This is a genomic window from Flavobacterium muglaense, from assembly GCF_014305155.1.
In the GTDB taxonomy this organism is placed as follows: domain Bacteria; phylum Bacteroidota; class Bacteroidia; order Flavobacteriales; family Flavobacteriaceae; genus Flavobacterium; species Flavobacterium muglaense.
Genome location: NZ_JACRUK010000053.1, coordinates 1 through 25,335 on the forward strand (window position 1 = coordinate 1; position 25,335 = coordinate 25,335).

Genomic DNA, 25,335 nt, shown 5'->3' on the forward strand with positions numbered 1-25,335 from the left:
ATTATTAAGATGATGAAGCATAAACACATTGGATTACAAATAATTAAAATAAGTACATAACTTTACACCTCTATTAATTTATTTGGCTTTAAACCAAAGAAAAAAAAATATAAAAAAAACCTCCCAGCCTAAACTGAAAGGTTTAATTCCTTTTATTCCTCTATCTAAAATTATGAAAATCAGATGCTTTTTGCTTCACAAAAACAATCTTATGCAGCACAACCCTAGATCCCGATAAAAATCGGGATAAGCGATTCACACACTTTTTATTATTCAAATTGTAGTTCTCTAGATCCCGATAAAAATCGGGATAAGCGATTCACACACTTTTTATCATTCAAATTGTGGTTCTCTAGATCCCGATAAAAATCGGGATAAGCGATTCACACACTTTTTGCTTCACAAAAAGTGGTTCTCTGCTTACATGTTTCTTCTATACTGACCTCCTACTTCAAACAAGGCAGCCGTGATTTGTCCTAGCGTACAAACTTTCGTTGCTTCCATTAAATGATCGAATAAATTTTCATTTTTAATAGCTGCATCTTGAATTTTATCTAACTGAATTTGAACTTGCGTCGCATTAGCTATATGCAAGTTTTCTAAAGTTTGAATCTGGAATTGCTTCTCTTCTTCTGTCGCTCGAATTACCTCGGCTGGAATAACTGTTGGCGATCCTTTTGAACTTAAAAATGTATTTACTCCAATGATTGGAAATTCACCAGTGTGCTTCAAAGTCTCATAATACAAACTCTCTTCTTGAATTTTAGAGCGTTGGTACATCGTTTCCATTGCACCAAGAACACCACCACGTTCTGTGATTCTATCAAATTCTTGTAAAACAGCTGCTTCAACAAGATCCGTTAATTCTTCGATGATGAACGAACCTTGAATTGGGTTTTCGTTTTTGGCTAGACCTAATTCTTTATTTATAATTAACTGAATTGCCATTGCACGACGCACCGACTCCTCTGTAGGTGTTGTAATTGCTTCATCATACGCATTGGTATGCAACGAGTTACAGTTATCGTAAATAGCGTATAATGCTTGTAACGTGGTACGAATATCATTAAAGTCGATTTCTTGAGCATGTAAAGAACGTCCTGATGTTTGAATATGGTATTTCAGCATCTGTGCTCTTTCGTTTGCTCCGTATTTATTCTTCATGGCTTTCGCCCAAATTTTACGCGCTACACGACCAATAACCGCATACTCTGGATCTACACCATTTGAAAAGAAAAATGATAAATTAGGTCCGAAATCATTGATGCTCATTCCGCGACTTAAATAATATTCTACGTAAGTAAATCCGTTTGAAAGTGTGAATGCCAATTGCGTAATTGGGTTGGCACCCGCCTCAGCAATATGATATCCTGAAATTGAAACCGAATAGAAATTTCGAACATTATTAGTAATAAAATATTCTTGAACGTCACCCATTAAACGCAGTGCAAATTCGGTAGAGAAAATACAGGTGTTTTGCGCTTGATCTTCTTTTAAAATATCAGCCTGAACCGTTCCACGTACTTGTGAAAGTGTTCTCACTTTTATTTCGTTATAAACTTCCAGAGGCAATACTTGACCTCCAGTAACTCCTAAAAGAAATAATCCTAAACCATCATTTCCTTCTGGTAAAGCACCGTTATAAACAGGGCGAGCTACTCCTTTTTCTTTGTAAATCGCTTTAATTTTAGACTCAACTTCTTTCTCTAAATCATTTGCTTTGATGTACAATTCACATTGTTGATCGATAGCGGCATTCATAAAGAAACCCAGCAACATAGGCGCTGGCCCGTTAATTGTCATACTTACTGATGTTAGAGCATGTACCAAGTCAAAACCTGAATACAATTTTTTAGCATCGTCCAAACAACAAATAGAAACCCCAGCATTACCAATTTTCCCGTAAATATCTGGACGTAAATGGGGATCATTACCATATAAAGTCACACTATCAAAAGCTGTTGATAAACGCTTAGCTGGCAATCCTGCACTTACATAATGAAAACGCTTATTAGTTCTTTCTGGTCCACCTTCTCCAGCAAACATACGTGATGGATCTTCGCCTTCTCTTTTAAATGGGTACAAACCTGATGCAAAAGGAAATTCTCCCGGAACATTTTCTTGCAAACACCATCTTAAAATATCTCCCCAAGCTTCATACTTAGGCAAAGAGATTTTCGGAATTTGAGAGTGTGATAACGACTCTGAATGTGTTTTTATTTCGATCACCTTATCTCTCACTTTAAAGGAGTAGATTGGGTTTTTATACTTATTTACCTTCTCATCCCAAGTCAAGATTACTTCCCAATTGTAAGGATCTAAATCCATTTTTACTTTATCAAATTGATTTAGTAAAAGATTTAAAAACACCTTGTCTTCATCTTGCTCCTTAGCTGAATATACTGTGGTATCATCAAGTCCGGTTTTTGTAATAGCAGGCATTTTTCCTGAAACCGATTCGATTGTCTTGAAAATACCGTATAACTTTTGAGCTACTTTTTGCTGACTCAAGGCGGTTTCATCATATTTGCGATTACTCTCTGCAATCTCAGATAAATAACGTGTTCTGTGTGGCGGAATCACGAAGATTTTCTCGCTCATTTCACGAGTTACCTCAAAAGTTGATTTCAAGTCCGAATTTGTTTTCTCAACAATTTTGTCCATGATAGACTTGTAAAGCGTGTTCATTCCTGGATCATTGAACTGCGAAGCAATCGTTCCAAAAACTGGCATCTCATCAGGATTTACATCCCAAAGGTTGTGATTGCGTTGGTATTGTTTTTTAACATCACGAATTGCATCTAATGCGCCACGCTTGTCAAATTTATTAAGTGCCACTAAATCAGCAAAATCAAGCATGTCGATTTTTTCTAATTGCGTTGCTGCACCAAATTCTGGCGTCATAACATATAAGGAAACATCAGAGTGATCCATGATCTCCGTATCAGACTGCCCGATTCCAGAAGTTTCTAGAATGATGATATCATACTTTGCAGCTTTAATTACTTGGATCGCATCGGCAACATATTTAGACAAAGCCAAATTAGATTGACGCGTAGCCAATGATCTCATATAAACACGAGGATTGTTGATTGCATTCATACGGATTCTATCTCCAAGTAACGCTCCACCCGTTTTACGTTTTGATGGATCTACAGATATTAATCCAATTGTTTTCTCAGGAAAATCAATTAAAAAACGACGTACCAACTCATCAACAAGTGATGATTTACCTGCTCCACCTGTTCCTGTAATTCCTAGAACTGGTGTTTTACAGTTTTCGTTTATTTTAATGATCGCGTCCAAAGCTGGCTTAGCCACATCAGGAAAATTCTCTGCCGCCGATATAATTCGGGCGATTGCTGTTGGATTTTTTGAGGCTAATTGCGACACTTCATCCGTTAATTTATCTCCAGTAGGAAAATCAGATTGTTGTACCAAGTCATTAATCATTCCTTGTAAACCCATAGAACGACCATCATCTGGCGCGTAAATACGCGTGATTCCGTAGGCTTGTAGTTCGGCAATTTCCGAAGGCAAGATCACACCACCTCCACCACCGAAGATTTTTATATGTCCTGCTCCTTTTTCTTTAAGCAAGTCATACATGTATTTAAAATACTCATTATGACCACCTTGATACGACGTCATAGCGATAGCATTGGCATCTTCTTGAATGGCAGTATTCACTACTTCCTCAACGCTGCGGTCGTGTCCTAGATGAATTACCTCTACTCCAGTAGATTGAATAATTCGTCTCATTATATTTATAGCTGCATCATGGCCATCAAATAATGAGGCTGCAGTTACTATTCTTACTTTATTCTTAGGAATATACGGTGTTTGTGGATTCATTTTGAGAATATGATAATTTTAAGAGTGCAATTTACAAAAATTTTTAATGATTGCTCCATCTTCCTTTGAGATGTTAATAAAAAAGCAGAAAACGTGATAAATGAGCCCTGATGGAAGTGGCATCCCGCACTGTAATTGCCACCAAAGCAATTACAGTGTGAATATAACGGACAGCAGGACAACTGTTCCTAAATATAACATAAAGTTGCTGCTTCTAAAGAAAATTATACCGCACCATTTTGAATTAAATAGTATTTTTGGAGCAAATAAAACATATCATGAAAAAATTTCTATTATTACTTACTGTATTTTCTTTATCTAGTTGTGCCGAATTGCAACAAATAGCGACTCAATATCCTGGCCTTGGCACCATAGGAACTGTTGATATTGCTGGCGGATTAAAAGAAGCACTAGACAATGGAATAGCGAAGCAAGTAAGTAAATTGACTGCTACTGATGGGTTTTATAAAAATGCAGCTGTAAAAATACTTTTGCCTGAAGAGTTACGAAAAGTGGATTCTGGCTTACGCAAGATAGGTTTGAGTTCGCTTGCTGATGAAGGATTGAAGGTATTGAACCGCGCTGCCGAAGATGCTGTTAAAGAATCGACACCAATATTTGTGAGTGCTGTTAAAAATATGTCGTTTACTGATGCCAAAACTATTTTATTAGGAAACAATACTGCTGCTACAAGTTATTTACAAAACAGCACTAACACGGCTTTGTACGCTAAATTTAATCCTGTAATTAAAAACTCCTTTAGTAAAGTAGGCGCTGATCAAGTATGGGCAAACATCATCAATAAATACAATAGTATCCCGCTTGTAAGCAAAGTTAATCCTGACTTGACTGATTATGTGACAAATCAAGCCTTGATTGGTGTTTTTAAAATGATTGCCGTTGAGGAGCAAAACATTCGTACAAACATTAGCGCAAGAACTTCGCCATTATTACAATCGGTTTTTGCTATGCAAGACAAAAAATAATTAGATTCTATTACCAAAAAACAATCAACCAAAATGCAAAATATCACCTTACTGATTCATTGTAAAGACCAAAAAGGAATCATTGCCGCAGTAACTAATTTTATTGTAAAAGTAGAAGGAAACATTACCTATATCGACCAGCATGTTGATGTGGAACAAGACGTTTTCTTTATGCGATTAGAGAGTCAATTGACTAATCCTGAGATTAGTTTAGCCGCTATAAAAGAAGATTTTAAACAAACTATTGCCCAAGATTTCAATATGGCTTGGGATTTTTACAACAAAGACTTAAAGCCAAAAATGGCATTGTTTGTCTCTAAGTATAAACATTGCTTGTATGACATACTGGGGCGTTATAGCGCAGGAGAATTAAACGTGGAGATTCCGTTAATTATAAGCAATCACATAGACTTAAAACCAATTGCAGATCAATTTAATATTCCGTTTTACCATGTTCCATTTACAAAGGACAATAAAGAAGAAGGGGAGCAACAGCAAATAGCCTTACTGAAACAATATGAAGTGAATTTTATTGTTTTGGCACGATATATGCAAATTATCACACCAAAATTGATTGCTCTTTATCAAAATAAAATCATCAATATTCACCATTCGTTTTTACCCGCTTTCCCAGGGGCTAAGCCTTACCATTCGGCTTTTAAACGCGGTGTAAAAATCATTGGAGCAACCAGTCATTATGTGACCGAAGAACTTGATGAAGGACCAATTATCGAGCAAGATATCGCGCCAGTTTCACACATTAACTCCGTGGATGATTTTATTATGAAAGGTAGAGATCTAGAACGAATCGTATTGGCAAGAGCCATAAAATTACACTCAGAAAGAAAAGTAATGACCTACAGTAACAAGACGGTTATCTTTTCGTAAAACCATTTTAAAAATAAGAAAAATGAAAAAATTAGTACTAGCATTATTATTTATCCCTTTAATTAGCTCAGCGCAGTTGAAAGACTTATTAAAAACAGCCACCGATAAAGTAGCTACTATTAGTGGTACAAGCTCCGGTTTAGACATTGCTGCCGGACTAAAAGAAGCACTTAATAAAGGAGTTACTGAGCAAGTGTCTAAGTTAACTAAAGCGGATGGGTTTTATAAAAACGAAGCCGTAAAAATAATAATGCCAGCCGAATTAGCAAAAGTAGACAACGCTTTACGCAAAATGGGAATGAGCAGCTTAGCTGATGATGGAATAAAAGCATTAAATCGTGCTGCTGAAGATGCTGTAAAAGAAGCCACACCTATTTTTGTCACAGCAATTAAAGACATGAGCATTACAGATGCTAAAGGTATTTTACTAGGTGCTAAAAACTCGGCAACTAGTTATTTACAATCCAATACAACTACTGCGCTTTACAGCAAATTTAATCCTGTAGTACAAACATCAATAGGAAAAGTAGGTGCCGATGTGGTTTGGGGAAACATTATTACAAAGTACAACGCATTACCATTTGTATCTAAAGTAAATCCTGATATTACAGATTATGTGACTAACAAAGCACTAGATGGGGTTTTTAAAATGATTACCGCTGAAGAAAAAAATATTAGAACCAACTTAAACTCTAGAACATCAGACGTTCTTAAAAAAGTATTTGCTTTGCAAGACAAAAAATAAGGTTTTAAAAAATAATTTAAAAATCTTAACGTATAGCCAACAAACTAATAACACAATTTTAACAGCTAAACACAACCTTATATCTGATCTTTGCAGGAGTAATAAACTGGTTATTTATTATTTGGTTTTGGTTAGTTAATGAATTGCCGGCATTTTAGGATGTCGGCATTTTTTATTGGAGCGCATTCATGAACGCCAATACTTCGGTATTGAAAATGATAGGTTTTTCGACATTGACTACATGCCCACAATTTTCTATTACTACTAAACGAGACGACTTATAATGGTTCTCCACTACTTTTTTAACCGAGGGTAAAAACATATAATCCTCCTCTCCCATAACATACAAAGTTGGTATATTAAGTTCTACTTGTCTGAACCATTTCAATATTGGATTTATTTCGGTAGTTAATTTAAACCATTTAATAAATTCCTTTTGATACATTTTTTTAGCCTCGTTTATAAAAAGCAAACGTGATTTTTTATGATTTTTTCTAGGCATGATAACAAAAGCAAAAAAACGATACAATACTAAATAAGGCATTACATATTTAAATGCATTTCCTAGTCTCATCAAAACTTGGGATCGAAAATTCATTTTTAAAATCGCTCCTCCTAAGATCATTGTTTGCACCCGATTAGGATACATTTCGGCCAATTGCCTAATCAAAATCGTCCCTAATGAAATTCCTATAAAATGTGATTTTTCAATCTTAAGATGATCTAGTACTTCAAGAATATCATTGGCCAAAGCCGAAAAAGTATATTTTTGTTTGAATGCCGATTTAAGAGTTGGCTTTGAGTTACCATGACCGCGTAAATCTAGCAACAAAACATTATACTGCTTTTGAAAATCTCTAATTTGCTTGAACCAAATAGACGAACTACCGCCTGCCCCATGTACAAAAGTTACCCATTGCTTGCCCGCAAGACTATCACTAGCTTGAGTTGCATTCTTATTTTCATAAATTGTATAACTTATCACGGTTTTTTGGCAAAAATACTATATTAATTTCAAATCGCAATCTTAACGAATTTTTAAGTATTTAATACCGCCGTAAAAAACTAAATTTGCAAAAAAATTACGATTATGATTGGCTTACTGAAAGAGAAAAATGAAATTGAAAAACTCCAAGAAGAATACAAAAAACTAGCTAAAACTAACTTTATAGTAGCTAAAACTCCTAAAAACGAAATCCCTGAAGAAGAATTAGTTCTTGAAGAATGTGAAGCCTAGTTTTTAACAGCAATAGCCCAGTTACCGTATCAGGACGAGACAATTTATAAAAAAAGAGATTCTAAAAACTAGAATCTCTTTTTTTTTTACTTCACAAACGACTAGAGCGAATCTATAAATTCTAGTAATTGAGTCCTTTGCTTAGTTGTCAATTGTTTGAAACTATTTTTAGCCTTTTCAGCTTCACCTCCGTGCCACAAAATGGCTTCGGTTACATTTCTAGCCCTTCCGTCATGTAATAAGTTTGTATGACCGTTTACAGTAAAAATCAAACCAATTCCCCATAAAGGCTGCGTTCTCCACTCCAGGCCCGAAGCTTCAAAATCAGGCGCATTATCCGCTAAGCCTATTCCCATATCATGCAACAACAAATCGGTATAAGGACGTATTGTTTGGTTGCGCAATGCAGTAATAACATGGGTATTCCCTGTTTTTATTTTAGGAATATGACAGCTGGTACAGTTAATGGTTTCGAATACTTTTTTACCTTCCAATACATTTTGTTCTGTATAGTTTCTTCTACCCGGCACCGCTAGAGTACTTGAATACAAAGCAACTTTATCTAGATTCGCATCTGTAATTTCAGGAGAACCTCCGTTAGCAATAGCGTTGCAATCTACACCTGGTGGGCAATTTTCATTTGGAAACAAACTAGATGTAATCCCGATATCTCCTGAAAAAGCAGCTGCTACTTGTTGCCGAACATTTGGCTGATTGGCTTTCCAACCAAATCTCCCAATCTTTTTCGAGTTGGTCGCTACATCATAAACATAATTTACTTTTCCTGAAATCCCATCGTTATTAACGTCCGTTACATCAGCGAAAGCCAACAAAGTACTTTCATCAATAGCTTCAAGTAATCCCAGACCAATCATTTGATTTGCCACTCTTGGTGAAACTTTTAGATCATTGGCTAATGGTCCATATCCTAAAGAGTTAAATACATACGTTGGTTTCCTTAAAGTCACCACCGTTCCATCAGCCAATGTTTCAATAATATCCTGATAAACAATGTTAAACCTACCTTTTAATGTTTGTCCTAAAATGGCATTGTCTTGCATTTGTCCACCATAAATTGGGTCTGCAAAAGAACTTCCGTTAGTATTAACGCCTGCAATACTTAAACGCAACAACAAACCATGTGCCGTTTCTCCATCAAATAGTGGTGCTCTACCTCTACCATCTTTAAAATGACAACTGGAACAAGATACAGCATTAAAAAAAGGCCCTAGTCCATCTCTTGCAGTGGTTGATGAGGGAGCCGTAACCCAACTTTGTCTGAAAAAAGAATTCCCAATACCAAAATCACTCTGCTCATCAAAAGTTAGATTGGGTGCCGAAAAACCAAATGCCTCTTCGGTAGTATTAAAGAAAGTCGTTTCACCTCCTGAATATTGCTCTCCTTCTTCGGCAACTAAATCAACATATTTATCGTCTGAATCACTACAACTGTAAAACTGAAAACAAACAACTAACAATAAAATCTTTAAACTATTCTTCATTTTTATAAACCAAAAAAAGTGTCCTTAAACAGGACACTTTAAATTAAACACTTATTTCAACTATCCGTTAACGGTAATTCCAATTTTTGAAGCTCCAGCTAATAGATTTGCTCCAAAATTCTTAAGTTCCAAGACAGCTGCTCTCACTTTGGCGCCTTCGGTAGAATTTAATCCTCCAGAAATAGCTAAGTCAAAAGGCGTAAGTATAGCCGCTACTTTTGTCAAAGAAGCATTAATCGCTACTGTTGTATTATCATATACTTCAACATTGCTCTGCTGCACTAAATCCTCTAATGAAGCACCATCAATGGTTCCGTATTTCCCTTGATACACATTGATCACTCCTTGTAAATTAAGTGCAATATCTCTATGTGTATTATCACTAAAACAAGAATGCTCATCCTCTTGATCTGCATTTCCTAACGCTACATCCATACGTTCTACAGGTAATTCAGCAGATACAAGAGTTGTAATTCCTAAATACATATTTTTTATGGCAGTATTTTCGGCTAGTGATAGAAAAGTCTTTCTATAGGGCCCATCCACTTTCCATTGATTCACCATATAATCTAAATGATCCGTTAGTAAGTCAGCACATACTTTTAAATAAGCTCCTCTACGTACAGGATAGGATGCTGTACCATTTACCACATAATCCGTATAAGGACGTAAACCGGCTTTTTTCTCAGATGGAGCGGTTAAGTCTTGTCCCCAAAGTAAAAACTCGATTGCGTGATAACCAACACTTATGTTTTTTTCTCCACCATTTTCATTTTGCGCTTCTAGAAATGCCTTATCTATAGTAGGAAACAATATTGGGTTATTAATTATCCCTGATGTACTTGCTCCTTCAACATAATCAATATAGTTTTCATCAAGTGGCCAAGCATTCATCAAACTTTCTGGTCCATTTATATCATCAATTGGTCCATTTGCAAAACGAAATGCCTCTGTTGTTCCATAACTTTCTCGTGCTTCTTTCCATTTAGATTTGGCAGCGTCAAAATTTATCTGTGTAGGCGTGTTTGTAAATGTGTTGATTGCCGTTTCTAAAATTACCGCATCATCATAAGCCTTTTTATAATTGGCATAAGCTATACTTGCATAATTTTCTATCACTTGTTTCTTAGAAACTGTAGCTACATCTTCTTTATCGTTATTACAGGCTAGAAAAAAACCTGTAATTAGCACAACAATTGATGTTTTAAATAATACTTTATTCATGTTAATTTTATTTAGAATGATTAAATTTAAGCAAAAGTAAGATGTTTCTTTTGTAATCCAAATTTTATTTAGATTATTTCTAAATAAAAACTTAAAGTAACTGCTTAAAAGCATGAATTCGAATAAATTAGCTCGGATTTCATCATGAGCAACCCCCTAAGCAAAGTACATTTAGTGCGGTTCATTTTCCTGAATTCAAAAAAACTTCCTGCAATCACCACAAAATCAGTACAATTAAATATTATTTAGAAATAATCTAAACAAAGTTTTGCCAATTCTAAATTGCGTTTTATATTTGCAGAAATTATTTTTATTTAATCTTAATAACCATCATGAAATATTCTAATTTAATTTTCACAGCCTTATCAATTGTTACATTATCCTTGAGTTCATGCACAAGTGACGATAGCAATGACGCAACAATAGCTAACTATACAGTACCTACAACATACACATTTGAAAGAAATAGTGTGACAACTGTAGATTTCTCCGGACAAAGCAGTAGATTATCTATGCTAGAAGAAATGGGAAATTACATAAAAACAGCAGCTACAAATGGAACTCTTGCAGACAAAACTGTTTTGAGTAACATGTATTCAAATACAAACAACGCTTTTTCAACCGATGCACTAAACTCTTCTGGAAAACAACTTAAAGACAAAACTGCGGCTTCAAGAGATTATTTCGAACTATATTTAGGTGGTGGAAGTATTACCGAAAAAACAACTGTTCAAGCTTTCTTTGAAACACAATTAACATTAGCACAAGACGCTAGTAAAGGTACAATAGCTGCTGCTGGTGTTACGGGTTCGTACTTAGACGGAACAAGCAAACGATTATTTGCACCAAACGGTTTAGAGCCTCAACAAGTTCTTTTAAAAGGAATGATGGGAGCTAGTTTTATGGATCAAATTGTAAATAATTATTTGAGTAAAAATAAACTTGATGACGGTACTAATAAAACCAATAATACCAACAAAGTTGTAGAAACAGGAAAAACATACACTACAATGGAGCATACTTGGGATGAAGCTTACGGTTATATTTATGGTGTAGATGGTACAAAATTTTGGGCTAGCTACATTGGTCAAGTTAATGCTGATGTGGATTTCAATACACTAACTGCTGACATCGACTTGGCTTTCCGTAAAGGTAGAGCTGCAATTGTTGCTAACGACTATGTGACTCGTGATGCACAAATTGACATCATTAAAGCTAAACTAGCAATGGTTCCTGCTGTTAGAGCCGTTTTCTACCTTCAAGAAGGGAAAGGAAAACTAGTAACCGATAAAGGCGCAAAAGCTTTTCATGCCTTATCAGAAGCTTATGGATTCATTATGTCTTTGAGATATACTAACAATCCAGCAACAAACAGCCCTTATTTTACAAAATCAGAAGTTGATGCCATGTTAGCTTCAATGGTATCTGGTACGAATGGTTTCTGGGATATCGATACAATCGGTGCAAAACTAGATACTATTTCAGCTCAAATAGCTACAAAATTTGGCTTCACTGTTGCGCAAGCTGCTACAGTAAATTAATTTAGAATAAATACAGATAAGTACAATTCCTTTTGTAATTTTGCAAAAAAAAGAAGTCGACATGAAGAAGAAACTATTTATATTTTTTAGCGTTGTTAGCACCATTGTAGCTTGCTCATCAAGTGACAATAGCGGCGATACAACTAGTGGTAGTAACTACGATCGTAAAGTACTATTAACCAATTGGTCTGAGAACATTATCATTCCAAGTTATACCAACTATCAAGCTAAATTAAAAGTACTTGCTACAAACAGCGCTACTTTCAATGCAACGCCATCAGAAGCTAACTTACTTACATTAAGAACATCTTGGTTAGAGGCGTACAAAGCATACCAATACGTTGCTATTTATAGTTTTGGAAAATCCGAAGAAATAAACTTAAAAGAAAGTGCTAATACGTATCCAACAAATGCGGCTGGCATCGATTCTAATATCTCAGCAGGTGGATACAACTTGACTTTGTTATCTCAATTTGACAAACAAGGATTTCCTGCTTTGGATTACTTAATCAACGGACTAGGAACTACAAATACTTCGATCATTTCATTTTATAGCACTAATGCTAATGCAACAAAATACCAAAAATACTTAACAGATGTAATAACAAGACTACAATCTAGTGCTGATACTGTTTTAGCAGATTGGAATTCAGGATACAAAGCAACCTACATTGCTAATAGTGGTACATCTGTAAGTAGCTCTGTAAACATTACTACTAATAATTTTGTAAAAAACTTAGAGAAAAATGTACGTTCTGGAAAAATTGGGATTCCTGCAGGTGTTTTCTCTACCGGAGTGAAATTTCCAGAAAAAGTAGAGGCTTTTTATAAAAACGATGTATCAAGAGAATTGCTAGAAACAGCCATTAAAGCGTCGCAAGACTTTTTTAATGGAAAACACTTTTCTAGTACTACAACTGGAGAAGGTTTAAAATCATATTTAGATTACGTTAATGCAATGCGTTCTGGTGAAAAATTAAGTACTATCATCAACAACCAATTTAGCGCGATTTTAACTGCAACTGCAACTCTAAATGCTAGCTTTTCGAATCAAATAAATAGTGACAACACTAAAATGCTTGCTGCTTATGATGTGCTACAACAAAACGTAGTTTACATTAAACTAGATATGATGCAAGCTTTAAATATTACTATTGATTACGTAGATGGTGACGGAGATTAATTCCAACTGCTAATAAACGAATTAATTGTAACACAACAATCCGATAATGATTCAAAATTATTTCAAACAATATACTTCAGCCGCAACGCTAGCCTTTTATAGGCTAGCGTTTGGTTTAATGATGCTTTTGAGTTTGATTCGTTTTGCCAGTTATGGATGGATTAAGAAATTTTATATCACTCCTGAATTTCATTTTACTTATTATGGTTTTGAATGGGTAAAACCTATTGGCAATTATACTTACGTACTATTTCTAATTTGCGGTATTGCGGCCTTATTTGTAGCTATTGGCTATAAGTATAAATGGGCAATCCTAACTTTTTTCTTGAGTTTTACTTACATTGAGTTAATGGATAAAACCACCTACCTAAACCATTATTACTTTATCACAATTATCAGTTTTATACTTTTATTCCTTCCCGCTAACTGTTACTTTTCAATTGATGCTTATAAAAATGAAAAGCTACGATTCGAAAAAGTACCAGCTTGGAATATTGACATACTCAAACTATTACTTGCACTAGTTTACTTTTACGCAGGACTTGCTAAACTAAATTCTGATTGGCTAATCGAAGCCATGCCTCTTAAAATTTGGCTACCCAATAATTCCAACCTTCCTTTAATTGGACCTCTATTAAATCAAAACTGGGTGCACTATGCCTTCAGTTGGACCGGTGCTATTTACGATCTCATAATTGTATTTTTATTACTTTACAAAAGAACCCGACTATTCGGTTTTATTTTAGTTGTGGTGTTTCACATTTTAACTAAAATATTATTTCCTATAGGCGTTTTTCCATACGTAATGATAATCAGTACCTTGATTTTCTTTGATGCCAGTTTTCACAAAAAGGTATTGAACTTTATTGCTCGTATATTTGCAAGTAGCATTATTTTATTCGAAAACGGAAAAGAAAAAGTACCAAATTTCAATACCTCTTACCAAATAAAAATTGTATTTATCAGCTGTTTTGTAACTTTTCAGTTGCTATTCCCTTTTAGATATTTATGCTATCCAAATGAATTATTTTGGACTGAGGAAGGTTTCCGTTTCTCTTGGCGCGTTATGCTAATGGAAAAAGCAGGATACGCTACATTTACCGTTAAAGATGCGACAACTCATGAAGAAGTCAGAATTAATAACAGCCATTTTTTGACCGCTTTTCAAGAAAAACAAATGGCGTTTCAACCTGATTTTATTTTAGAATACGCACACCATTTGCACAATTATTACCAACAACAAGGCGTCAATGATCCCGAAGTTTATGTAGAAAGCTACGTAGCACTCAACGGGCGATTAAGCCAGAAATATATAGATTCAAAAATAAATTTAGCCAAAGAAAATGAAAGTTTCAAACACAAAACATGGATTCTACCCTTTAATGATGAAATTAAAGGATTTTAGTCTAATTCTATTTTTAATACTTCCACTACTTACATTCGCTCAAAATAAAATTTCGGGCGTGGTGACTGATGGAAATGGAAAAAAACTGGCTAAAGTAGAAATATACAATAAGTCAACTAACACCAAATCGTTTACAGATGGTAATGGTGCATTTGAAATCAACGAAAAAAAATCTGGAAGCTTTGATTTTGTTTTTTTCAAAGAAGGATACAGTATTGTCGAACAAAACAGTATTACCACCGCAAGTACGGTAACGATTGTACTTACTAAAATCAACAACCTTTCTGAAGTTATCATTCGAAAACAAAATGATAAACTACAAGCTATTCATAAGTTAAATGATATTGAAGAAACCGCTATCTACGCTGGTAAAAAAACAGAGGTAGTCAACATAAGTAAATTGACTGCTAATAAGGCAACCAATAATGCGAGACAAATATTTGCTCAAGTTGTTGGCTTAACGATCAACGAAAGCTCCGATGGTGGTTTGCAGTTAAGTATTGGTGGCCGTGGATTAAACCCCAACCGAACTGCTAATTTCAATACACGCCAAAATGGCTATGACATTAGCGCAGATGTTTTGGGTTACCCCGAAAGTTACTACGCTACTCCCACCGAAGCTTTAGAAGAAATCCAAGTCATTCGCGGTGCTGCTTCTTTACAATACGGAACACAATTTGGTGGTTTGATTAATTTTAAGGTAAAAACACCTACAACAAAACCGTTTGAATTCACAACTAGAAACACAATTGGTTCATACGGATTGTTCACTAATTTCACTTCAATTAGCGGAACAAATGGTAAGTTTAGCTATTATACTTTTTTAAACTACAAGAAAGGAAACGGTTACAGACCCAACTCCGATTTTGAAAGCAAAAACTATTTTGCTAATTTGAATTACAAGTTTAACGACAAAACGTCCCTACATTTTGATTATACCTTCTATAATTACCTAGCACAACAGCCAGGAGGATTAACGGATGAACAATTTAATGAAAACCCGAGACAGAGCAATAGAACTCGAAACTGGTTTGCAGTAAATTGGAATCTATTTGCGTTGCGCTTGAAGCACAAGTTTAATGAAGATTCGGATTTTTCATTACAACTTTTTGGATTGGACGCCAGCAGAAAAGCCTTAGGTTTTCGAGACAACAGAATTACGACTCCGGATCCTATGGCTGATCGTGATTTAATCATTGGTAATTTTGTAAACTGGGGTGCCGAAGCACGATACTTAAAAAGATATTTTATTGGTCAACAAAAGAGTGCTTTTTTAATTGGAGCCAAATACTATCAATCAAAAAACTCACAACAGCAAGGCCCAGGCAGTTCTGGTAGTGATGCCAATTTTAATATAGCAATTGATGAATTTCCATTCTACAAAGACCAATCAGATTTCACTTTCCCTAATTTGAACTTAGCCGTTTTTGGTGAAAACATTTTCAAACTTAATTCTAATTTCACGATCACTCCTGGATTTAGGATAGAAAAAATTAGAACACAAGCCAATGGTTCTTATCGCGTAATCAATCGCGATTTAGCAGGAAACGTTATTCTTGATAAAACGCAATCTGAAAACACGGTTAAAGATCGAAACCTACTTTTACTAGGAGTGGGCTTGAGTTACAAACCTAAAAACGGAATAGAATTCTACGGAAATCTTTCACAAAATTATAGATCTGTTACTTTTAGTGACATCCGTACTGTAAATCCTAGCCAAAAAATAGACGAAAATATTACCGATGAAAAAGGGTACACCTCTGACATTGGATTAAGAGGCCGCATTGGCAACAAACTTTCATTTGATACTAGTATTTTCGGACTCTACTACAATGATAAAATAGGTGATTACGACAGTACCAACTCTTCTAATCAAATTGTAAAAATTAGAGCCAACACAGGTACAGCACTAACCTACGGTTTTGAAACGCTGTTAGACTGGAATATTGCTAAAACTTATTTTGAAGAAAAGGAAAACTTTAGTTGGAATTTATTTACAAACTCGGCTGTTACAGGATCTAACTATTTAAGATCTGACATTCCAACAATTAAAAAAGGGGATAAAGTAGAGTTTGTGCCGTTATACAATATTAAAACAGGAACTACTGTAGGTTATAAAAACTTTATTTCAAGTGTTCAATTTACTTATGTATCATCGCAACTTTCAAGCGCAAGTAGTAATAATTCAAACAATGTTTTTACAGGAATTTCAGGAACTATTCCTGCATACTATGTAGCTGATGTTTCTTGCTCTTACAAATGGAACAAATGGAAACTGGAAGCTGGTATAACTAATTTTACAAACAACAGTTATTTTACCCGTAGAGCTACTGGATATCCTGGACCAGGTATTATTCCCTCAGACAATAGAACGTTTTACACCACTTTAGAATTCGTGTTTTAACAACCAATATACTCTAAAATGGCAAACCATTTAGAGATTAAGTTTCATTAAGCAGTAGTCTTAATGTTCTTAATCTCTAAATGGTTTTTTTTATATTCCTAAAAAGGAGATTATCACTTTTGCAAAAGCAAAAAAAACTAGTTACCTATATTGCGATGCAACATTTTAAAGTAAGTAAATGCTTTTAACAAGCGGCTGCCGTACCACGAAAACATTTCGCCATCTACTAAAACCGTTTGTGCTTTATCTGTGTAGTTACTTATTTCGTAACCGTCTTCTTTTTTAAATGGGTACGGTTCTGAGGATAGAAAAATAAAATCAGGATCCCCTTCTTCAACGATTTCTTCGATTGCCACTTCGGGATAACGTCCTTTAGTATCGTATATGTTTTCAAAATGATTGAGCTTCAATAATTCATTTATAAAATTATCTGAACCCGCAACCATATATGGTTTTTTCCAGATGAAATAAGCCACTTTCTTCACCGGAATATCCTTGACGAAATTTTTAAAATCGCTCAAGGCAAAAGCCAATTTATCATTCCACTTATTCGCCTCGGTTCTACAATTGAATAGCTGACCAAAATCAGTTATCATTTGAAAATTATCTTCTACGGTAATGATATTCGTCACCCAAACCGGACAAATTTCACGTAATCGCTCCACCATTTCTTGGGTATTCTCTTCTTTATTGCAAATGATAATATCGGGTTGCAATTCTTTTATCTTTCGATAATTAACCTTCTTAGTACCGCCCACACTTTTCTTTGTTGACTTAAAATGATAGGGATGCACACAAAACTTGGTTATCCCAACAATCTTAGCTTCTTGTCCTAAGTCATATAACAATTCGGTTTGTGATGGCACAAGAGAAATGATTCGCTTAGGCGAATTTTCAAAAGTATGTTCTGTTCCGAGTTGATCAGTGAATGAAATTTGTTTCAAGTTTGAAAAATTTAGTTTAAGGTTTAAAAAGTTTAACCGCTAAGTTTTTTTTCTAACCATTAAGAGATTAAGAAAAATTAAGTTTTTTTTGTTTAACCACAAAGGCCGCTAGGTTTTACACAAAGTTTTCTTGTTTTAAGTTTAAAAGCTAGACACAAGCTTAATGAAGCTTAATTTCTTAATATTTAAAAAATCAGATCATTAAGGAATTAAGAAAAGCTAAGATTTATTTTGTTCACAATGTTTTATAGACAATGCAAAACTTTAAACTTTAAACAAATCACCAACAAACTGAGCCAACTTTAAACCTTAAACTTTAAACTAACAATCCCGCTCATTTCCTGCTGCATTTTCAACGCTTCTTCTCTTGCTTTTTCGGCGTAATCAGTTCCTGTTGATGCGTAGATGATTCCTCTTGATGAGTTAATCAACAAGCCTACTTTATCGTTCATTCCGTATTTACATACTTCTGCCAAGCTTCCTCCTTGTGCTCCTACTCCAGGAACTAGTAAAAAACTATCGGGAACAATTTTGCGCACTTCAGTAAAATATTCGGCTTTTGTAGCACCTACAACATACATTAAGTTTTCGCTATTCTTCCAAGATTTAGATGTTTCTAATACCTGTTTGTACAATTCTTTTCCGTCTACTAAAAGAGTTTGAAAATCAAATGCCCCTTCGTTAGAAGTTAAGGCAAGCATGATGGTATGTTTATTTTCGAAAGCTAAAAATGGCTCTACTGAATCTTTCCCCATATACGGAGCAACAGTCACACTATCAAAGTTTAAATCTTCGAAAAAAGCTTTGGCATACATAGACGATGTATTGCCAATATCCCCACGTTTTGCATCGGCAATCGTAAAAATATTTGGATAATTATCGTTGATGTAATTGATCGTTTTTTGCAAAGCCAACCATCCTTTCATTCCGTAAGCTTCAAAGAAAGCAATATTAGGCTTATAGGCCACACATAAATCATGTGTCGCGTCAATTATCGCTTTGTTGAACTCAAAAATAGGATCTTCAAGTGCTAATAAATGTTTTGGTATTTTATTTAAATCGACGTCTAGGCCTACGCATAGAAATGATTTTTTTTCTTGAATTTGATTGTAAAGTTGTTCTGTAGTCATTTGTAGTTGGGTTGTTTGGCAAATTTACAAACTAGATTTCAATTAATTTGTATATATCTTTTATTACTGAAAAAATGTACCAATTGATTAGTTCCAATCCTATTTATAAAATGGTCCAAATGTCAGTTCGAGCGCAGTCGAGAACCATTGTTGCATCTCGACTCCGCTCGAGTTGATAAAATAAGATTAGACTGCATTGCCCTTTGGCACAAACCTTATTTACCGATTGATTTAAAACAAAAAATGAGGCCTTTTCAGACCTCATTTTATTTATAACCTTAAAAAATTGAACTAATTATTTAGCCAACAAAATTTCAACTCTTCTGTTTTGAGCTCTTCCCGCTTCTGTTTTATTAGATGCAATTGGCTTAACAACACCATATCCTTCTGATGAAAGTCTGTCTGCACTGATTCCTTTTGCAATCAAATACGCTTTTACAGCCGCAGCTCTTTCTTTCGATAATTGTAAATTTTTCACCGCCGATCCTGTACTATCAGTATATCCTTCTAGTGTGAAGTTAGCAGCACTATAACTACTCATTACTTTTACAATTTCTTCTAATTTCACATTAGATTCTGGTCTAATAGTTGCTTTTCCTGAGTTAAATAAAATTGCTTTAGAAAAATTATTCAATTGCTTGATTACCTCAGCAGTAACCTCTGGACAACCTTTATTAGCCGCTGTACCTTTTACAGTAGGACATTTGTCATCTTTATCAGCAATTCCATCACCATCAGTATCAGCCCATGGACAACCGTTATTTTCTTTTGGTCCAGCTACCGTTGGACATTTATCGTCTTTATCAATAGTGCCATCTTTATCCGTATCAGCATAAGGACAACCTTTGTTGTCAGCAGGTCCAGCTACATCCACACAAGCATCATTTTTATCAGCAACACCATCACCGTCAGTATCTACATCAGGAGCAGCTATAGCTATTGGTGCTGGTTCGATATTATCTTCCGCAGCAACTCTCTTTTTTTTTTGATAAACAGGTATTTTCATTCCTAAATGGAAATCTACTGCTCTTGAGTTATTCGAAATTAAATTGGTAACAGCAGAACCGGATCCAATAAAGAAAATTCCAGTGCGTAAACCTACACCCACTTGTGCTTGCTTATTGTAATCCATGTACGAAACTGGCAGGTAAAAACTAAACCATCTTGACTCGTAACGAGGCGTAATGCTTACACGATCAGCAATACTATTTTGATTCAATTTATTTTTATCTACTACACTAAAATCTCCATTTAAGTTCAAGTAAAATTTATTATGAATATTCCAGTCAACATCTGCATGTAAAGCAGTTGGTAAGTATGATTTTACTGTTCCATTAACTGGAGTCGCAGCATAATTATCTTTTAAAAACTGATCAAAATCATCAGCAGCGTCAACATCATTTTGAGTAATTGTTTTGTTCAAATTATAAGCATTACGAACTCCTTTATCATAAGTCATACTTCCTATATCCGTAACCGAAACTCCAAAACGCAATTTGTATTTATTTACGTATTTTAAGTTATTAAGATCTGATCTTGACGACTCATAATCTGGTCTCCACTCGTAAACCAAACCCAGATCAAAACCATATCCCTTTGAATTACTATCTACTTTAACATCACTATCAACGTTAAAATCCTGACTAGAGCCGTAAACTGCAGTACCTGTACTTGTATACTGGCTGTTTTGCGGATTTATTGTATTCTCTACATATTTCAATTGTACCCCATTCGCTTGAAAATGATAGTTAGCAACACCTTGTAAATATTTAGCAGTAACCCCACCTTTTAAAAAGTGAGCACCGTTTTGATATAAAACTGCTGCGTAAGAAAGCCCTAGCTCTCCCCATGAATTCCCAACAGCGTTTGGACTTCCAATACTGTAATCAAAATTATTAGTATTATCTTTTGATAATTCGTCAATAACATTTCCGTTTACATTCAAAACATTAACCGTTGCTCTAGCTCTTGTGAAAATTGCAAGAGAATGCTTTGGCGCAATGTTAAACATGAAAGAAGGCCCCATAACATCTGTATTAAAGGCTGCATTATTACTCAAAGCCAATGACTTATTTGCTTGTGTTTCAAAATCATATCCACTTTTAAATGCATCTAATAAATTCACTCCATAAGCATCATTTGTTGCTAATGTACTTATCGAGAACAAATTAATATCTGTCTTAAAACGAGAGTCAACAATAGACGCTGGATTAAACAACACACTTTGTACACCTGCATAATTGTCATGAGTGTATCCAAGGTAAGACTGCGCATTTGCCGAAACAAAACTTGCAAAAGCTACTAAGGCTAGTAAATTCTTTTTCATAATATAATCTAATTAAACGTTGTGCTTTAAAATCAAAATCCTTCTAAAATCTGTGCAAAAATAAGGTTTATTTCTACAAATTCTTTATTAAAACTCATTTTATAACAATTTAAAAACAATCCAATAAAAAAGCCACACTAAAAACAATTAGTATGGCCGTTTTACTATTTACAACAAACATTCTAGAATTACAATTATAAAAACACAATCCTATCAGTCTGATTATCTTATTTTTAAAAAACTTCGCTAGCTTCTTTCAGTTTCTCCATATTGTTTACTAAGGCTAGTTCTTCAACAATTTTCTGAATATCACCATTCATAATATTTCCTAAATCATATAAAGTCAAACCAACTCTATGATCTGTAACACGACCTTGCGCATAATTGTAGGTACGAATCTTAGCCGAACGGTCACCTGAACTCACCTGTGATGTACGTGTAGTAGCATCTTCGGCTTGTTTCTTGGCTAATTCCTGTTCGTATAAACGAGAACGCAATACAATAAACGCTTTATCTTTATTTTTATGTTGTGATTTTTGATCCTGACATTGCGCCACTAATCCCGTAGGAATATGTGTTAAACGCACCGCCGATTTCGTTGTATTTACGGATTGTCCACCAGGTCCTGACGAACAAAAGAAATCCACACGCACATCATTCATATCAATTTGTACATCAAACTCTTCTGCCTCTGGCAATACCATAACCGTTGCTGCTGATGTATGCACACGACCTTGTGTTTCCGTTTGCGGCACACGCTGCACACGGTGAACACCCGCTTCAAACTTCAACGTACCATAAACATCTTCTCCAGTTACTTCAAAGATCACCTCTTTAAAACCTCCAGATGTACCTTCATTCATATCCACTACCGATGTTCTCCAACCTCTGTTTTCACAGTACTTAGTATACATGCGGAATAAATCTCCTGCAAAAATACTTGCTTCATCTCCACCTGTTCCGGCACGAATTTCCACCATCACATTCTTAGCATCTTCTGGATCTTTCGGAATCAACATAAACTTAATTTCCTCCTCAAGTTCTGGTAATCTTTCTTTCGCTTCGTCTAGTTGCATCTTGGCCATTTCGGTCATATCTGCATCACTATTGTCCGTAATTATTTCGTTTGCCTCTTCAATATTAGCCATCAAAAGCACGTATTCGTCTCTCTTTTCAGCCAATGCTTTCAGGTCTTTATATTCTTTATTCAATTGCACATAACGCTTTTGATCAGAGATTACATCCGGCTGAATAATCAAATCCGATATCTCATCGAAACGTTGTTTTACTATTTGAAGTCTATCTAACATAATCTTAGTCCTTTTATTGGAGTGCAAAAATACAAAATTTTTGTTTAAAGTTTAAGGTTTAAAGTTCCAAGTTTTTAATCGTCCAAATTCTCTCAAAAGCGCCGCCTTTTAACCCTAAAATAACAATTAGGGCGTGCCTGCCCAAAAAAGGCAGTCAGGCTATTCGTTGCAATCTTTTTATAATTCCGCTACCGCTCCATCATAAAAAGGATTTCCACTACTATCCTTCACGCAGTATTGTGGTGCGAAATACTATTCCACCCAGCTTCACCAAAATTTTTCCACACTGAAAGCGTCTCACACAAGCAACTCACACTAACTCCTAATTTATTTTCACACAAACAACCCCAATATTGTCACGCTGAAAGCGTCTCACACAAGCAACTCACGCTAACTCCTAATTTATTTTCACACAAACAACCCCAATATTGTCACGCTGAAAGCGTCTCACACAAGCAACTCACACCATCTGAGATTCCTACGGAATGACAAACTTTGTAGCTTTTTTGATTACTTAATCCGCGTTCCATTCCCCCCGCTGACACACGAATCCTTTAGTATAGTACGTTCCCATTAATTTCAAATGGAAAAAGAATTATTTTAATTTACTAAGAATAAATTCCAACCCAACTTCCGCAACAACGGTATCTTCTTCGCCAGTAGCTCCCGAGAAAACGACTAAAACATAGCCATTATTTACTTTTTCGATCAGTCCGCCAAGAAAATTAAACTCGCCCAATAAAGGTGTTCTATCAGAAGTACCACTGTTTTTGAGTGTATCCACCATTTCGCCAGCTTTAGAATAAGCCACTGCCAAAAAATTGACTTTCTCATTTTTTAAAGCTCCCATAACTTTCATTTTAGAAACCCAATTTTCTTTTCCATCTTCCAAAAAGGCAATTATACCAACACCTCTTATTTTTAATTCCTTTGATTTTTGTTCCATTGCTGTTAAACTTGAATCCGAATTATCTAAAAATAAGTTTTCGCAATTTTGTGTAGATGTAGTCATTTATGATGTTTATTAGTAAGCAAATGTAGGACTAAATACGATACCTTGTTTACAGCCCAGCACAGGATCCCGACGACACATGTAAATCACCTCATCGTTAGCGCAGTTCCGCAGTTTCAGCACTAAAAATCCGTTTCAATCCCCGTATTTTTGTCATCTCGGGCGCAGTCGAGAGAAGTCAATCCGTTTAATCCGTGTCCCATCCCGCAATAATTAGTTAACCGCCATAGTTTGTCGAGCTACTTCTAATATTGACAAATCAAAAAAAAAAATGCCTTTCTAAAGGAAATTGCGGGCGTTTGCGAGATTGAAAAAGAATTAACTTTTCACATAGTCATACTTTTGCAACGAATGTAACACTTACAAACGGCGTTCTCATAGAAAGCGGGCGCAAAATGCTAAGGCATAAAAATTTGAGAACTACTCAACTCTACGCAAAAGTTTGGATAGAAAAATAAGTGAGGATATGCAAATTTTGAGAAACAAGTTTATATCATTAGAACATCAAAATTCGATATTAAATCAAGCTAAAGCTATCTACTCAATATCTTTTTAGTCACAAATTCATTAAAAAAGAAATCCCTGTAAATATTTCCTATAGGGATTTCATTTTTCCCTATATATACTGTATTATTATCAACAGAATCTATTTTTTTTGCATTGATAACATAGGACTTGCTAACTCTCACAAACATATTTTTAGGTAATTGATCATGAATTGTTTTAATATTCATCGCAGTAATCACTTTTTGATTTTCTGTGTGCATAACTACATAATCCTTTAATCCTTCAATAAAAAGGGTGTCGTTAAAGTGAATTTTAACTATTTTTCTATCGGCTTTTATAAAAAAATAATCATCAATGATAGTTTCAATATTATTATTAGCATAATCAGCACTGAATAATTTGTAAAATGCCTGTGCTTTATCGACACCTTTTTGAAAACGCTCTAATTTTACTGGTTTTATCAAATAATCAATCGCATCAACTTCATAACTATCAGAAGCAAATTCAGAAAATGCAGTGGTAAAAATCACAAACGTTTCTTTTGGAATAGTTTTGGCAAATTCAATCCCATTTATTCCAGGCATTTTAATATCGAGAAATAGTAAATTAACTTCATTATTTAGCAAGAAATCGGTCGCTGAATATGGACTATTAAATGACCCTATCAAGTCTAAGTTATCAGTTTGATCAATTAACATTTGAATGGCTTCTCTTGCTAACGGCTCATCATCTACTATAATACAGTTCATAATTTTATACTTAAAGTTATACAATATCTTTCTTGACTATCCTCTATTTTTATACCATGAGATAATGGAAACAGCAATTCTAATCTTCTTTTAATATTTACCAATCCTAAACCTCCTATACCACTATTTACAGCTTTTAAAACAGGTTTTGAGTTAATGCATTTGAAAAAAAGTTCGTTATTACTAACTTCAAAAAATAAATTTACAAAGGATGATTTAGCTGAATCATTATTGTGTTTTACAGCATTCTCAACAAACGAAATAAACAATAAAGGCGGAATTAAAACGCCACTTAAACTACCTTCTTTTGAACTAAACCACTATGGACTGAAAGTCCATAGATTTGGTTAGCAGACTTAAAGTCTGCACGGTTGCTAGTCTTCAATT

The 25,335-nt window shown here is 34.8% G+C and carries 18 protein-coding genes; 8 read left to right on the top strand and 10 right to left on the bottom strand.

Going from position 1 to position 25,335, the window contains the following annotated elements:
• Positions 1–420: 420 nt before the first annotated feature.
• Positions 421–3,855 carry a methylmalonyl-CoA mutase family protein gene (locus H8R24_RS15335; protein ID WP_187020806.1) on the bottom strand — a complete coding sequence of 1,145 codons (3,435 nt, stop codon included), beginning with the start codon at positions 3,853–3,855 and terminating at the stop codon, positions 421–423.
• Between the two features lie 278 nt (positions 3,856–4,133).
• On the opposite strand from H8R24_RS15335, the gene H8R24_RS15340 reads away from it, so the two are divergent.
• From H8R24_RS15340 to H8R24_RS15350, 3 genes are read left to right on the top strand one after another with little or no spacing between them, the layout of a single operon-like run.
• The gene (locus H8R24_RS15340; RefSeq protein WP_187020808.1) at positions 4,134–4,841 is read left to right on the top strand and encodes a DUF4197 domain-containing protein; all 708 of its coding nucleotides are present in this window, start codon (positions 4,134–4,136) and stop codon (positions 4,839–4,841) included.
• 33 nt (positions 4,842–4,874) lie between these two features.
• The gene (gene purU / locus H8R24_RS15345; protein ID WP_187020810.1) at positions 4,875–5,729 is read left to right on the top strand and encodes a formyltetrahydrofolate deformylase; all 855 of its coding nucleotides are present in this window, start codon (positions 4,875–4,877) and stop codon (positions 5,727–5,729) included.
• Positions 5,730–5,751: 22 nt separating this feature from the next.
• Positions 5,752–6,474 (top strand): DUF4197 domain-containing protein, encoded by a 723-nt coding sequence (locus H8R24_RS15350; RefSeq protein WP_187020813.1) that lies wholly within the window; start codon positions 5,752–5,754, stop codon positions 6,472–6,474.
• Positions 6,475–6,646: 172 nt separating this feature from the next.
• Here the strand turns inward: H8R24_RS15350 and H8R24_RS15355 are convergent, their stop codons facing one another.
• Positions 6,647–7,459 carry an alpha/beta fold hydrolase gene (locus tag H8R24_RS15355; RefSeq protein WP_187020815.1) on the bottom strand — a complete coding sequence of 271 codons (813 nt, stop codon included), beginning with the start codon at positions 7,457–7,459 and terminating at the stop codon, positions 6,647–6,649.
• 105 nt (positions 7,460–7,564) lie between these two features.
• Between H8R24_RS15355 and H8R24_RS15360 the strand changes: the two genes are divergently transcribed.
• Positions 7,565–7,711 (top strand): hypothetical protein, encoded by a 147-nt coding sequence (locus H8R24_RS15360; RefSeq protein WP_187020817.1) that lies wholly within the window; start codon positions 7,565–7,567, stop codon positions 7,709–7,711.
• Between the two features lie 101 nt (positions 7,712–7,812).
• Here the strand turns inward: H8R24_RS15360 and H8R24_RS15365 are convergent, their stop codons facing one another.
• Positions 7,813–9,213 carry a di-heme oxidoreductase family protein gene (locus H8R24_RS15365; protein WP_187020820.1) on the bottom strand — a complete coding sequence of 467 codons (1,401 nt, stop codon included), beginning with the start codon at positions 9,211–9,213 and terminating at the stop codon, positions 7,813–7,815.
• 60 nt (positions 9,214–9,273) lie between these two features.
• Positions 9,274–10,437 carry an imelysin family protein gene (locus H8R24_RS15370; protein ID WP_187020822.1) on the bottom strand — a complete coding sequence of 388 codons (1,164 nt, stop codon included), beginning with the start codon at positions 10,435–10,437 and terminating at the stop codon, positions 9,274–9,276.
• Positions 10,438–10,769: 332 nt separating this feature from the next.
• On the opposite strand from H8R24_RS15370, the gene H8R24_RS15375 reads away from it, so the two are divergent.
• From H8R24_RS15375 to H8R24_RS15390, 4 genes are all read left to right on the top strand, one after another.
• Entirely contained in the window at positions 10,770–11,978 is a 1,209-nt protein-coding gene (locus tag H8R24_RS15375) for a DUF4856 domain-containing protein (RefSeq protein ID WP_187020824.1), read from the top strand.
• A 61-nt stretch (positions 11,979–12,039) separates the two neighbouring features.
• Positions 12,040–13,161, top strand: a complete 1,122-nt coding sequence (locus H8R24_RS15380) for an imelysin family protein (RefSeq protein ID WP_187020826.1) — start codon at positions 12,040–12,042, stop codon at positions 13,159–13,161.
• 46 nt (positions 13,162–13,207) lie between these two features.
• Positions 13,208–14,566 (top strand): HTTM domain-containing protein, encoded by a 1,359-nt coding sequence (locus H8R24_RS15385; protein WP_187020828.1) that lies wholly within the window; start codon positions 13,208–13,210, stop codon positions 14,564–14,566.
• Positions 14,505–16,970: a TonB-dependent receptor domain-containing protein gene (locus H8R24_RS15390; RefSeq protein ID WP_317172591.1), complete on the top strand. Its 2,466-nt coding sequence runs from the start codon at positions 14,505–14,507 to the stop codon at positions 16,968–16,970. The genes H8R24_RS15385 and H8R24_RS15390 overlap by 62 nt, the downstream gene beginning before the upstream one ends.
• Before the next feature lie 137 nt (positions 16,971–17,107).
• Here the strand turns inward: H8R24_RS15390 and H8R24_RS15395 are convergent, their stop codons facing one another.
• From H8R24_RS15395 to H8R24_RS15420, 6 genes are all read right to left on the bottom strand, one after another.
• Positions 17,108–17,914 carry an ABC transporter substrate-binding protein gene (locus H8R24_RS15395; protein ID WP_187020830.1) on the bottom strand — a complete coding sequence of 269 codons (807 nt, stop codon included), beginning with the start codon at positions 17,912–17,914 and terminating at the stop codon, positions 17,108–17,110.
• Between the two features lie 302 nt (positions 17,915–18,216).
• Entirely contained in the window at positions 18,217–19,044 is an 828-nt protein-coding gene (gene pyrF, locus H8R24_RS15400) for an orotidine-5'-phosphate decarboxylase (RefSeq protein WP_187020832.1), read from the bottom strand.
• 295 nt (positions 19,045–19,339) lie between these two features.
• Positions 19,340–21,370, bottom strand: a complete 2,031-nt coding sequence (locus H8R24_RS15405; RefSeq protein WP_187020835.1) for an OmpA family protein — start codon at positions 21,368–21,370, stop codon at positions 19,340–19,342.
• A gap of 233 nt (positions 21,371–21,603) precedes the next feature.
• Entirely contained in the window at positions 21,604–22,680 is a 1,077-nt protein-coding gene (prfA, locus tag H8R24_RS15410) for a peptide chain release factor 1 (RefSeq protein WP_187020837.1), read from the bottom strand.
• 595 nt (positions 22,681–23,275) lie between these two features.
• A complete protein-coding gene (locus H8R24_RS15415; RefSeq protein WP_187020839.1) occupies positions 23,276–23,692 on the bottom strand; it encodes a hypothetical protein in 417 nt (138 codons plus the stop codon).
• 533 nt (positions 23,693–24,225) lie between these two features.
• The gene (locus H8R24_RS15420) at positions 24,226–24,948 is read right to left on the bottom strand and encodes a LytR/AlgR family response regulator transcription factor (RefSeq protein WP_187020840.1); all 723 of its coding nucleotides are present in this window, start codon (positions 24,946–24,948) and stop codon (positions 24,226–24,228) included.
• Positions 24,949–25,335 lie beyond the last annotated feature (387 nt).

Coding starts and splice junctions, on each gene's coding strand:
- H8R24_RS15390 (WP_317172591.1), top strand. CDS start 14,505: ATGAAAGTTTCAAACACAAAACATGGATTCTACCCTTTAATGATGAAA.
- H8R24_RS15360 (WP_187020817.1), top strand. CDS start 7,565: ATGATTGGCTTACTGAAAGAGAAAAATGAAATTGAAAAACTCCAAGAA.
- pyrF (WP_187020832.1), bottom strand. CDS start 19,044: ATGACTACAGAACAACTTTACAATCAAATTCAAGAAAAAAAATCATTT.
- H8R24_RS15375 (WP_187020824.1), top strand. CDS start 10,770: ATGAAATATTCTAATTTAATTTTCACAGCCTTATCAATTGTTACATTA.
- H8R24_RS15380 (WP_187020826.1), top strand. CDS start 12,040: ATGAAGAAGAAACTATTTATATTTTTTAGCGTTGTTAGCACCATTGTA.
- H8R24_RS15370 (WP_187020822.1), bottom strand. CDS start 10,437: ATGAATAAAGTATTATTTAAAACATCAATTGTTGTGCTAATTACAGGT.
- prfA (WP_187020837.1), bottom strand. CDS start 22,680: ATGTTAGATAGACTTCAAATAGTAAAACAACGTTTCGATGAGATATCG.
- H8R24_RS15420 (WP_187020840.1), bottom strand. CDS start 24,948: ATGAACTGTATTATAGTAGATGATGAGCCGTTAGCAAGAGAAGCCATT.
- H8R24_RS15415 (WP_187020839.1), bottom strand. CDS start 23,692: ATGACTACATCTACACAAAATTGCGAAAACTTATTTTTAGATAATTCG.
- H8R24_RS15340 (WP_187020808.1), top strand. CDS start 4,134: ATGAAAAAATTTCTATTATTACTTACTGTATTTTCTTTATCTAGTTGT.
- purU (WP_187020810.1), top strand. CDS start 4,875: ATGCAAAATATCACCTTACTGATTCATTGTAAAGACCAAAAAGGAATC.
- H8R24_RS15405 (WP_187020835.1), bottom strand. CDS start 21,370: ATGAAAAAGAATTTACTAGCCTTAGTAGCTTTTGCAAGTTTTGTTTCG.
- H8R24_RS15350 (WP_187020813.1), top strand. CDS start 5,752: ATGAAAAAATTAGTACTAGCATTATTATTTATCCCTTTAATTAGCTCA.
- H8R24_RS15385 (WP_187020828.1), top strand. CDS start 13,208: ATGATTCAAAATTATTTCAAACAATATACTTCAGCCGCAACGCTAGCC.
- H8R24_RS15335 (WP_187020806.1), bottom strand. CDS start 3,855: ATGAATCCACAAACACCGTATATTCCTAAGAATAAAGTAAGAATAGTA.
- H8R24_RS15365 (WP_187020820.1), bottom strand. CDS start 9,213: ATGAAGAATAGTTTAAAGATTTTATTGTTAGTTGTTTGTTTTCAGTTT.